The organism is Mucilaginibacter sp. (genome assembly GCF_036383575.1).
GTDB lineage: Bacteria > Bacteroidota > Bacteroidia > Sphingobacteriales > Sphingobacteriaceae > Mucilaginibacter.
Genome location: NZ_DASVOB010000387.1, coordinates 1 through 12627, shown reverse-complemented (window position 1 = coordinate 12627; position 12627 = coordinate 1). Strand labels below are relative to the sequence as shown.

Annotated in this window: 11 protein-coding genes; 4 read left to right on the top strand and 7 right to left on the bottom strand. The window is 38.2% G+C overall.

The features are described 5' to 3' along the window. Positions 1-13: 13 nt before the first annotated feature. The 6 genes from VF500_RS13545 to VF500_RS13520 form a co-directional block, all read right to left on the bottom strand. Positions 14-745 carry a hypothetical protein gene (locus VF500_RS13545; RefSeq protein ID WP_330860181.1) on the bottom strand — a complete coding sequence of 244 codons (732 nt, stop codon included), beginning with the start codon at positions 743-745 and terminating at the stop codon, positions 14-16. A gap of 4 nt (positions 746-749) precedes the next feature. Further along, entirely contained in the window at positions 750-2273 is a 1524-nt protein-coding gene (locus VF500_RS13540) for a peptidase domain-containing ABC transporter (protein WP_330860180.1), read from the bottom strand. After that, a complete protein-coding gene (locus VF500_RS13535) occupies positions 2270-2866 on the bottom strand; it encodes a cysteine peptidase family C39 domain-containing protein (RefSeq protein ID WP_330860179.1) in 597 nt (198 codons plus the stop codon). The genes VF500_RS13540 and VF500_RS13535 overlap by 4 nt, the downstream gene beginning before the upstream one ends. Positions 2867-3139: 273 nt before the next feature. Next, positions 3140-3982: a hypothetical protein gene (locus tag VF500_RS13530; protein ID WP_330860178.1), complete on the bottom strand. Its 843-nt coding sequence runs from the start codon at positions 3980-3982 to the stop codon at positions 3140-3142. Positions 3983-4383: 401 nt separating this feature from the next. Then, positions 4384-5970: a vitamin K epoxide reductase family protein gene (locus tag VF500_RS13525; protein WP_330860177.1), complete on the bottom strand. Its 1587-nt coding sequence runs from the start codon at positions 5968-5970 to the stop codon at positions 4384-4386. Positions 5971-6468: 498 nt separating this feature from the next. Beyond that, positions 6469-6696 carry a hypothetical protein gene (locus VF500_RS13520; protein ID WP_330860176.1) on the bottom strand — a complete coding sequence of 76 codons (228 nt, stop codon included), beginning with the start codon at positions 6694-6696 and terminating at the stop codon, positions 6469-6471. A 154-nt stretch (positions 6697-6850) separates the two neighbouring features. On the opposite strand from VF500_RS13520, the gene VF500_RS13515 reads away from it, so the two are divergent. Beyond that, positions 6851-7171, top strand: a complete 321-nt coding sequence (locus VF500_RS13515; protein WP_330860175.1) for an ABC transporter permease — start codon at positions 6851-6853, stop codon at positions 7169-7171. Between the two features lie 36 nt (positions 7172-7207). Here VF500_RS13515 and VF500_RS13510 read toward each other — a convergent pair whose 3' ends face one another. Next, positions 7208-7804 (bottom strand): hypothetical protein, encoded by a 597-nt coding sequence (locus tag VF500_RS13510; RefSeq protein WP_330860174.1) that lies wholly within the window; start codon positions 7802-7804, stop codon positions 7208-7210. Between the two features lie 171 nt (positions 7805-7975). Here VF500_RS13510 and VF500_RS13505 point away from each other — a divergent pair, with 171 nt between their 5' ends. From VF500_RS13505 to VF500_RS13495, 3 genes are all read left to right on the top strand, one after another. Next, entirely contained in the window at positions 7976-8557 is a 582-nt protein-coding gene (locus tag VF500_RS13505; RefSeq protein ID WP_330860173.1) for an RNA polymerase sigma-70 factor, read from the top strand. Positions 8558-8639: 82 nt separating this feature from the next. Next, positions 8640-9617 carry a FecR family protein gene (locus tag VF500_RS13500; protein WP_330860172.1) on the top strand — a complete coding sequence of 326 codons (978 nt, stop codon included), beginning with the start codon at positions 8640-8642 and terminating at the stop codon, positions 9615-9617. A gap of 257 nt (positions 9618-9874) precedes the next feature. Beyond that, a partial coding sequence (locus VF500_RS13495; RefSeq protein WP_330860171.1) for a carboxypeptidase-like regulatory domain-containing protein occupies positions 9875-12627 on the top strand: 2753 nt, incomplete at its 3' end.

Sequence of the window (12627 nt, the reverse complement as noted above, 5' to 3'; positions counted from 1 at the left end):
AAAAAAATATATTTCATTTTAACCCTATAGTTAAGCTTTTAATCAAACGGTGAAATAATGTAGCCTTGGCTGTTATAATTTCTGCATCGGCTAACATCCCATTTCTCAATAATAAATATCCGCTTTCATTGTTATGGTTATAAAAATCCACTTCTGCAACATATTCTCCTGTTTTGAGTTGATCATTGGTAACATATCTTATTACACCGTCCAACGTACGTTGGTCATCAACAGAATTTCTAAGTTTAACCAATACTGTTTGTCCAGATTTAACCTTATAAATATCATTTTGCCGAACAATCATTTCTCCATAAAACCCTCTATTCTCACCAACTATAAAAAATACATTTTGATTAGGGTGCAATTGCTCATTTTCATGTATCACCCCCGCGTAAATTAACTTCCCATTTATCGGTGATTTAATGCTCTTTTTGCCAGTGGAGGTTTCGAAAACTGCCAGATAGTCGTCTTTCTTTATGGAACTATTATTTTGTACCAATATCTTGATCAATGTCGCCGAATCTTTTATTGACAAGCCATATGGTGAGTTTACCGAATGTATTTTTATTTGTGTTTGAATTGCTTCGGGATAGCTTACAGTTGATGAAATGAAAACACATATTACACCAATGGCTAACACCAGGCTTATCCCCCACCTATACAACCACACTGGCGGAGTACCGATAATATCCTGCATTTGTTCAGTGTGTACCGACTCTCCTTGATTTATTAATTCCTTTGCCATATAATTACATGCCTAATTCAAGTTGATTTTTTACCAGGTTGAAATACTCGCCCCTCATTTCGGTTAGCTGGCGATGGGTGCCCTGTTCAATAATTTTCCCCTTATCCATAACAATAATGTTATCAGCATTTCTCACAGTGCTTAAGCGATGCGCAACCACTACCACGGTTTTTCCGTTGGTAAACCGGTTGAGGTTGTCCATTATTATTTTTTCATTGTTCGCGTCCAATGCATTAGTCGCTTCGTCAAAAAATAAATAAGCGGGATTTTTATAAACAGCACGGGCGATAAGCAGACGTTGTTTTTGGCCTTGACTTATTCCATGTCCGCCTGCTCCAATCTTAGTGTAGAGACCAAAAGGCAGGTCGCTTACAAAATCACCCAAGTTGGCTGTTTCAATGGCCTCATTTAATTTGTCCAAATCCGGAAAATCATCTCCAACCGCTATATTATTGGCTATAGTGTCTGCAAAAACAAATCCGTCCTGCATTACTGTGCCGCAGCTGCTCCGCCAAATCTTATAGCTCAAGCTGGTTAAGTGTATTTTTCCGACTTTTATTTTTCCGGTTTCGGGCAGATAAAAACGGAGGAGTAATTTTAGCAATGTGGTTTTACCACTACCGCTCATCCCCACTATTGCCGTAGTTTTGCCTTGCGGAATGTTTAAATTTATATTTTCCAGAGCCGGATTGGCATCGGCTCCCGGATATCTGAAAGTAAGGTCTTTAATATTAAGGCTTTTGTCGGCGGGCAATTCATTGATAAAAGTATAATCGGCCGGCTCTTCGTCTTTTAGCTGGTGTATTTCATTTAATCGTTCCAGGCTAATTCTGGCATCCTGGTACGCCTGTATAAAACCAATCATCTGCTCAATAGGGTTACTTACCTGACCAACAATGTATTGTATAGCCATCATGCCGCCTAAAGTGATATTACCGTCAATAACAGCCTTTACGCTTATAAATGTTATCAGTATGTTTTTCCCTTGATTTATGAATGCCGATCCGGTTTGCTGCATCTGGCTTAGGGCAAGATTTTTTATCTTAAATTTGTAAAGGCTCGCCTGTATATTTTCCCAGTTCCATCGTTTTTGTTTTTCACAATTATTCAATTTAATCTCCTGTATACCATTTACAAGTTCTATAATATTACTTTGATTATTTGAAGCGATACCGAACTGCCGGTAGTTAAGATCACGCCTGCGTTTTAAAAACAGAATTATCCATAAAATATAGAGCATGGTACTGCCAAGAGAAATTAAAAAAATCAGGGTATTATAATAAATCAATACAATGGTAAAAACAACCAGGTTAAGCATTGAAAACAAAGTGGTTAATGCGGTGCCTGTTAAAAAGTTTTCTATCTTTTGCTGATCATTCATCCGCTGCAGAACATCGCCGGTAGTTTTTGTTTCAAAATAACTGATTGGCAACTTCATGAGTTTTACCAAAAAATCTGTTAAAATAGAAACATTGATACGTACGCTTATATGGAGCAGGATCCATGATCTGATGAAATTGATACTCATACTGCCAAAAAAAACATCAGCTGAGCTATCAAAATCAAATAAACAAAGTTGAGGTTGCGGGTATTGATACCTGTATCAACCAGGGCTTGTGTAAAAAACGGGGTAACCAGCTGTAATAATGTACCAATGCCCAATCCTATAATCAACTGAAAAAATAGTTGTTTATATTGATAATAGTAACGGAGGATGGCGCTCCATTTTACCTCATTTCCTCTATCTTCTTCCAGTTCGTAAAACGCAGGCATTGGCCCCAATAAAAGTGAAATTCCATCATAAAGCTCTTTGTGCGAAAACCAGTTTTCTTTAAATTCTTCTTCCGTTAGTATAACCAACCCTTTTGCCGGATCGGCGACGTGATAGGCCGTACCTCCTATTTTATAAAGTATAACATAATGATTTTGGCGCCAATGCAAAATACAAGGTAATTGTACCTGCTTAAGCTGTTCAATAGTTACCCTTACTCCTAATGAGCGTAAGCCTATTTTTTCCGCCGCGTCACTAATGTTCCATAAAGTTGTACCGCCTCTGCCCGTAAAACACAAAGCCCTTAATTTTTGAATAGAATAATTGCGATTATAATACTTGGCAACCATCCGCAAACACGTTGGGCCACAATCTAAATTATCTTGCTGTTTGTAAAAGGTAAATTTCAATTGACCTGGTTTATTTTATTAGTTTTTTCCAAGGCATATTTGCCAAAAAAATCTCAGGCATAAATGCTCTGAATTCGTTTTGCCTTTAATCTGCATATTGGCACGTTCGTGCGGACTGTTTTTTGAGCGTTGGGTGAGGCTTTAAGCATTGCTATGAGTAATGCCAGGCACCATAACAAACAACATCAGTTTAAAATTCATTATTTATCCATTTTACTTTTTTGCTAAAGTATATTCACCCCAAAAATCTGTGGTGGAAGTAAAAGATTCTATACGGACTTTATAAGGAAACGAAGGCTGATTGTTTTTGACGTATTCGTCGCTAACCCCAGGCAAGGGCCCAATAGGAACAACATATACTCCCCCGGCTAACGTTGTAGCTTGCCCGGCTGCGTTGTATACAGCAGCCATATCTACGCCCGGTAATTTAATATTATAAGAAAATTTTTCCGATGCAATTGCATCCAGCCCCATTTGTTTTAAACTGATAGATAACTCATAAGTAAAAAACAATTTGTTATTAAAAGCTCCGGCTGCTTTTATGCCATCATGATTATATACCGAAATAAGGCTGTCCAGGCTTTTTATCCCGGTTACCTTGATGAGCTTAGATACATTTGCGTAATCTGTATTTTTTACGTTCATAATAGAATCGGCTTCCGTCTGTGAACCTGGCTGGTATTTTAAATTAACCCATACCCGGTTGTGCATATCTGGTAAAGGATAAGTTATGCTAATGGCATTTTTGATATTTTTTTGATTAGATGGATTAATTGTCAGAACGATACCGCCCCCTAATATTTTATTGATATTGGTATGTTCCGTTGCCTGTATAATCAAATACAGGTTATCATCATCATTCGCCATCGTATAAAAAATGTCTGTAGCATGGTTATAAGCCTGGAATTTATTGTTCCATTCCGTAGGTTTCCCATCAATTTTTATATTCGAGGGAGCGCGCAGGCTACTTTGTTGGATGCCGGGTAGCTTTTGAGCATAAGTAATAACGGGTATTACGATTGTTAAGAATAGCAGTGAGAGGTGTTTAAAGTTCATTTTTTTTACCAAAAAGATTCACGGATAAAAACAACCATGATTTTAATTATCATGGTTGTTTACTTATGCCTTATACACAATCAACATCATTACAACAGTCGTTCGTATTGCAATTGTTGTCTGCGCCAGATTGAGTACCACTTGTAATACTCGTGTGAACTCCCACCGCCCCTACACAACCGGGGGCACTACTCCAATACCATGTACATGAGCCCCCGCTAATCATTTTCATTTGATCTTTGGTGAGCATCTCTTTAATGTCTCCAAACTTCAGTTCTAACTTTTTCATAAAAATCTGTTTTTTTTAATTAATGCCTCTATTTTCGGGTTGTGGCTCTCCTTATCCTGTTTTGCCAAGGCAGGCAACTTTTTTGTTCGCGAAACAAATTCTTTATATCGTTTTACAAAACATATTTAATATCTTCTGCCTGGTAAGCAGAAGGCAATCTGCGGCCGTTAATAAACAGCGTTGGTGTACTTGTAATTTCAACCATATTGCACCACTCTTTTTGCGCTGAAAGTGCCTTAGGGTCAATCGCAGTTTCCATAGCTGGATATTTCTCCTTCCATAGTTCATATTTTTTCGTCTTCTGTTTATACCAGTTACTTATTGCTTCTTTAAGCCTGATTTCGTTATTTTCTAATTTTAATGCCATAAAGTGGCTGATAACATTTTTGTCTATTTCTTTTTGATATAGCCTATTAACAAAAACCAACTGAAGTTTTATATCATCTCTTAAATCAAGCAAATTTTCCAAAAGCATATGTGTTTTTGTACAATGAATGCAAAAAGGGTTGGAAACCAACGTAATCACGTTGGTAGCTTCTTTGTTACCCATCACGATGGTATTTTCCTCGGTTGGCAAAGCATATTCATTCTCCCGGTGCAGCATACTTTTGAATAATTCTTTGTTATATTTATACCTATACAGCTCTGGCTGAAGCATTTGTAATTGCATCGCATCAATTAAATAAGGCTTTACGAACACCCATAAAAGGATTGGCACAAGCATTCCGATAAACAAATTGCCCATTGTATGTAAATCAGGATACTGAACTCCACTGGATAAATAAGGCACAAAAGCCGCAAACTCCAGCCACAATAGAGCCTGGACCGTGCAACAGAAAATACACCATTGCTTTGCTACCCGCCATTGATAAAAAATGGAATAAAAAGTGTAGGGTAAGCTTAATAAATTTAGAATTCCCAATATTTCTATTAGGCGGGCGTTTTCGGCGTTAAACAGCAAAGCAATCAACGTACCTGCATAGTAAAAGAAACCAATTTCGCTCCAACTCAGTCCTTCGGTTAGTTTTGCTGCCTTTGACGATAATATGGCATTGCAATTTTTACTGTCATCGCCCCCGCAAAATTTTTGTATCAGGGGATTATTTGAATCGATGCTTTGTATAAGTAGTAATAAGGAAGTTATTAAGCCAACAGCTTTAAAAAAAGTTAAGAAGCCGATAAGCAAATTTAAAGTTTGTAGATAAGATTGATTCAAAAGCAAATAAGTAATAACAAGGATGGTTAGCCCAGATACAACAAACGGCACGCGTAGGGTCTCGATGATCTCTTCCCTGCGTTTGTCAAAATAATCACGCTCACCTGATGAGTCATCTTTTTGAAACGCTAATATAGATCCCTGATAACGACTTTTAAATTCCTCTATACTAAATGAATGGTTATTCCAGTGGTCGTTCGATATGGTAATTTGGCTTTCATTCTTTTGGTTTACTAAAACAAATTCCCCTTTCGCAAAACAAGCTATTAAAGGCAAAGGTATCTCCGCGTCAATTAATTCTTCGACACTAACCCGATAAGCTTCATTGGGAATATTCCAATAGGTCAATGCCTCACTGATAGCAAGTAGGCTGGAAGCATCCGGGTGTTTTTGCAATTCACTAATAATGCTGCTACGGGTGACTCCAATACGCAATTGTTTTATTAAAAGGCTTATTACCTTAACAGAATTACGGTTTTGCATAAGAGATGCAGCGGATAATAATGGTCAATAAACGGGGACAGCGGCAGCTTTCAAATTCCTCAATTCGACTATCACTAATGACAGGAATATCAAATTCACAGACATGACAGGTTATTACCTGCGAAAGGTTGTTTTTCATAATAAGATTTAGGTTCCCAATTAATATTTGAGAGTAATAAATTGGTTGTTTTAAATGGCTATTTTAATCAATAGTTAATCGACATTTCAAATATATAATTATATATATTATTATTGCAAGTATTTTTTAAAATAATCAAACACACACATAACAAGCTTATTAACAGAATGTATTTATAGACACATAACAACTAAAGAGGAAACCATTTCATAATAATACCCATTTAATCATTATTTTTAGAATGCAATTAACTTAATGGAAATTCTCTTTTAACTTTTGATTCGATTTTCCATCAATAACAGAATGTAATTAATGAGCAGACTTGAGTATAAGCCCGAGACGGATGAAGAAAATACGGGTTAGTCCGAAAAAAGATTAGATCTGTCATCCTTTATGGTGGATGAGGCTTTGGTGGCCACGCTAAAGCTGAACATCATCGCAGGTCGGAACTTTTCGAAAGCCTTTAATGATTCAGCATCGATGACATTGAATGCGTCGGCTACAAAATTGGCCGGATGAAAAAAACCAATTGGTAAACACATTGTATATCCCGGCGGCGACAACAAACCCTTTAAAGTGATCGGCATCGCAAAGGATTTTAACGCGCGCTCCTTACAAGATCGAATCACTCCATGGGCGCTGTTCTATACCAAATCCGGTAATTATCTAACCAGTGCTTCTGATGTCGCTGTCAGACTACGACCGGGCGACTATGCAAAAGTCATCGCGAAAATTCAATCCGTGTGGAAGACCTTTTTACCCGAATATCCTTTTGATTATAATTTCCTCGACCAGCAATACGACGAACTGTACAAAACAGATCAAACTATGGGCAAAGTATTCAGCGCATTTACCCTGTTATTAGTAATTGTAGCATGCATGGGCTTGTTTGGCTTGGCCATGCATACTGCAGAACGCCGAACCAAAGAAATCGGCATACGCAAAGTTCTGGGTGCTACCACCGGGAACGTGGTAGTGATGTTATCAAAGGATGTCCTAAAACTTGTGATCATCGCCTCATTAATCGCTATCCCGATAGCCGCCGGCTCCACAAATTATTGAACGTATGTTTGGCTTTTTGCTTATGGAATAACGATTTTATAAGGATTTTTCGTGAAAATAAATTGCCATTATGTTATTCAGTTTTTCAAATGAATGATATTTAATGGTCGAAATGTCAAATTCTTCTCCATTCCTGTTTGGGGTTAAATTTTTTAATTCGTTGGGCGAGTCGAGATGAAATTTAAAAACTGTATCCGAAATCTTAATAGGTGAATAATAAATTGAACTCCAGTCAAAATCTACAAAGCCAAACTTTTTTTCATCTAAGTAAAAAATCACGAAAGGCGTTCCAGAAAGATTTTCATCATTGTGATAAGCAAGTTTCCTTACAAACATTTTGTTATTAAAAAACCAAACACTGTCTTTTCCTTGATAATCGAACCATTGATTTTCGGGATTGGCGATAAGGATTGCATTATTCTTATTTGCGAAAACACCAATCAATCCGGCTTGCGCACCCATTCTATACTCGTTTATGGTGTAAAAAAGGCAAGCATACTTTTCGTCAGAACTTACAAATAGTTTATCATAAACATAATGATATGGCTCCCCCCTTTCTGGAGTTACCAATTTCCGTTCATCTATTTTCCAACCTTCGTTGTCAAAATCAAAAGGGCCTTTAGACGATTCCATTATTTACATTTAGCTAAAAATACAAATTTTAAGTATTCAACTTTCAACATTACTTTACGTATTTGCAAGCAAATAAAGGAAGTCTAAGATAAAACGTTAATAAATGTTATATCCATTAGCAGATTAAAATAATTTTAACATCGCATTATTTTTTTTAGATTCGGTTTTTAAATGCGAGATTACAAGGATTACGTTGACCGGGATTTGGTGACGCTCCTGGAAAATGGAGATTCGACAGCTTACGAAGAAATTTTTCGCCGTTATAACCGGGTCCTTTACGGTCATGCTTATAAAAAACTTAAAAACAAAGAAGAAGCGCAAGACTTGGTACAAGACGTATTTGCTACCCTGTGGCTTAAGCGGGCTGAACTTCAAATTGTAAATAACCTTGCCGGCTACCTTTACTCATCTGTTCGCAACAGGTTTTACAATATCATCGCTCATAAAGACATCCAGGCAAAATATATCGATTCCTTGCAGCATTTTCTTGATCAGCCTTATGAATTGACCGACACTTTGGTTAGGGAAAAGGAATTTGCTGCGCTTATTGATAAAGAGATTCAAACACTACCACCCAGAATGCGCCTTGTGTTTGAAATGAGCAGAAAAAGGCACCTGTCCTACAAAGAAATCGCCGAAGAGTTAAAAATCTCTGAAGAAACCGTAAAAGATCAAATAAAAAAAGCCTTAAAATTTCTCCGACCCCGGCTTTTAGCCATTTTCCATCTTATATTTTTACTAAAAAACATATAAGATCATTTTTTTTCGTTTTCCTATCCCCCTCAATGTTAAGTTATCTGTCTTCTTGTTATAAATCAATATTAAGTTTTGAATTATGCAACAAAAAGACGCTAAGATTTTGTTCGATAAGCTTAAAGATGGCACCATAACCAACGAAGAAAAATCGGTACTGGATGAATGGTATCTTCAATATAATGAAGAGGATGAAAATGAGCTAACAGAGCGGGATTATCAAATAGCGGAAGAAAAGATCTGGGCTAAACTTAGAGGCAATATATTAAGTACGCCGGTTAAACGCCTGATTACCTGGAAGCATATTTCAATTGCTGCTTCAATCGCACTTTTCTTAGCCTTTTCAATTTTATTTTTAATGCACCGCCCTGCACCGGGTATGCAGGATAACAATACACAAAGCCTGAGCCGCAATATATCGGCAGATCAAAATAACATGATCCAACTGCCGGATGGTAGCAGGGTAATAGTATATAAAGGCGGAAAACTCACTTATAACTGGACATCAAAAAACATGAAAACCCGCGAGGTATCATTAACAGGCAGGGCCTTTTTTGATATTAAACACGATGATAAGCTGCCATTTATCGTTAGGTCGGGAAAAGTTAAAACAACGGTATTAGGTACAGCTTTTGATGTCTCGGCCGAGCCGGGATCTGACGAGATCAGTGTGCGGGTGATCAGGGGTAAGGTAAATGTTTCTACCGATAAAAAGTCGATAGGCGATTTGCTGCCCGATAAAAAAGTGACTTATAATAGCAAAACGGATGTATCAAGTTTCGCTACTACAAAAACCGAGCACGAGATGCAGTGGGTAAAGCAGGATATGTTACTTAACGATATCACATTTGAAGCCATCTGCAACGAACTTGAAAGCCGCTATAAGGTGAAGATCAATATAGAAAGTGAAGACCTTAAATCAAAAAAATTCACCATCTCTATTCGTAAAGATGAAAGCCTCATCCCTTTCCTAAAAACGGTATGTGATTTTAACCAGGCTACATTTTCGGCCAATACCGATAATAGCGAATTTACCATTACAGCGGTAGCTTCAAATTAAACACTGCCTCTAAATAAGTGGAGAAAAGGAGCCGGAGGATCATCTGTAAGTTTTAAGTTTTTATACCCTATTAATTTATTCTAATCCCCATTAAATTCAATGATATAGAACAAAAGCAACCCTCTTAAAATAGAAACAGCAACGAAATTCATATTGGAAGTATGAAAACCGTCGCTGCCCCTGGATAATATCGGGATGATATTACCTGGTTTGTGCCATAACCCATTCAAAGTATTAACACTTAACCGAACAAAAATATGACATTTTTTGCATTAGCTGCAAAATACAGGGAATATATTGCTAAATGCGTACTGCACAGTTACCCCAAATTTTTTATGCGCATAAGTTTACTGCTGTTTTTTTCAACAACTATTCTTTCAAATTTACTGGCCGCTACTTTAGTAAGCGCACAGCAAATTGACAAGGTGCAGGTAAGCATCGAACTGAAAAACGAAACCCTTACCGATGCTATCCATAAAATTGAAAAACAAACCTCGTTCACCTTTTTGTACCGTAACGAGGATGTAGCCAATGTGCGCTCACTTAATCTTAAAAACTCAAAAATCACTTTAAGCTCATTACTTACCAAGCTATTAACGGGCACAGCTTTAACTTATAAACAGGTTGATCAACGAATTATAATTGACAAAGCACCACCCAAACAACAAACTAACACCGAGAGTTATGACGAAAACTTTTACGCAAAACAACTAACTGATAGCACCTTCCTATTAAAGGGACGAGTAACTGATGAAAAAACTGGGATGCCGATGGTTGGAGCGGGCATAAGCAGCGCCGACAAACAAAGCGTAACGGATGCCGATGGTTCATTTAAAATACCGGTTACCGTTGGTAATAAGCTAATAGTTTCCTATATGGGGTTTCAGACCATTGAAATACTCATCGAAAACTCAACTACCAACAACCTCGAAATTAAAATGGACAAGGGTAGCAAAAAAGCCATTCAACTTGCCGAAGTGAACATTGAATGGGATAAAGTAAAAGCCAACCCTACAAAATTTGTAAACCTCGAAAACAGGCAGTACATGAACCTGTCGCAAATATTACAAGGTACCATTCCAGGATTAAGCTTACAGATAGTAAGTACAAGCACCAAAACCATAACAAGTATTGATGCATTTGTTTACAGATTATATGGACTGCCTTACGGTCAGTTTAAGCGCTTTACTGTGGATGAGTTTTTAAATTACTTCGGCCGTACACAGGGGCAAAATATAATTGATCAGTTGCTGAAAGGAAGCAATGTACCTAAATCCATAAGCGACTTTTACCACATCAATACAACAATCACCATAAGCAGCGCTTTAGTGCCCGAAATTAGAGGCGCCAATAATTTTGGCGGGGCCAATATATCAAACATGCTGGTGGTTATTGACGGTTTTCCGCAAGATGGGTTCCCGGCCAACTACCCCATGACCAATGTCGAATCTATCGAGGTTATCAAAGATCCTAAAGAGTTAATTAAATGGGGGCCACGTGCAGCTGGAGGAGCAATTATCATCAAATCAAAAGCGGCAAAAGCAGGTAATTTGCAATTTAATTATACAGCCAGCTTTTACTACGCCAAGGCCGCTAAATTTAACAGGGAGCGCCTTAGGCTTGCCGATTCCCGCACCTACCTGAATTATTTAAAAGATGTTGATTCAGTTGGCGGTACCAGTTACGGTGTCACAGAGTTTGGATTAACACCAGCCAAGCAACTTCTTAGCCAAAGAAAACGAAATGTAATTACCACAGAGCAATTTAACGCTCAGTGGGATTCGTTAGCGCGGTTAAACAACGATGCCCAGTTAAACTTACTTCAGCAAAACCTTTTTAATCAAACGCATAGTTTAACCGTTAGCGGCGGTAGCCAGGCTTATAAATTTACAGCGATTGGTAACTACACCGACGGGCAAACAAACGATTTGAACAGCAAAAACACCTCTTACGGTTTCAGCCTCAACAACTCGTTCAATTTACTGAAGGATAAACTACATATCCGCTGGCTCATCAACTATTCGGATACAAAAAGCAGAACGGGATATTCTTTCAGTCCAACAAATACAGGCATTGAGCCATACCAGATGCTGTTGGATGGGCAAGGAAATTATGTTTATGACAATACAGCATTATCGGCAGCGGGCAACCAGCTGATCCAATCGCGCGGGTATAAAAACTATGGTGTTAACGTTTTGGAAGATGCGCGTCTTAACAAAAACACATCGAACACGATAAACAGGCAATCCAACTTCAACATGAATTGGAATTTACTACCGGGCGTTAACTGGGTCTCATCTATTATCTACTCGCACAGAAACACCGATAACGATCAGCTGTACAATGCCGAATCGAGCTATGCAAGGCAGTTTGTGGATACCTACGGGCAGTTAACCAGCAATGGTGTAAACTTTTATGTTCCATATGGTAACATATACAAACCAGGCCGCTCGGTTAACGACGACTGGAACGTGCGCTCGGCCCTTACTTATTCAAAAGTTTTTGGCAAACACGCTGTTAATGTTGGGGTTGGCGCAGGGGCGGCCAGTTTAACCGTTAGCAGCCCGGCTTATAATACCTTGTATGGCTACAATGCTACAACCAAAACAAGCACGCCAATATACTTACCTACCACCCCTTCAACCCAAGCTACTATTAACAACTTCTACGCTTTATTTCCAAATTCCGCATCTAACGCCTATCCCAGTTCGCTTACCCAAAAAAACATGGGGGATACTGCGATTGTCCGTAACGTAAATACTAACGCTTCGGTTGATTACAGCTATGCCGACAGGATCAAAGTAAGCGGTTTATATACCCAGGCATACAGCCCCCTTTACGGGCAAGCAGCCGCTTATTCAACCCAATCGTCATACAACGGAGACGTTACCGGCAGCGTGCTTAAAAACGGCGGCAAATTTGTAAAAGATGTGCTTTTATCGGTAGGTCTTCAGGGTATTAAAATGCCCGATCTGCCTGCCCAATATTCAAACACCAGGTACCTGCAAAC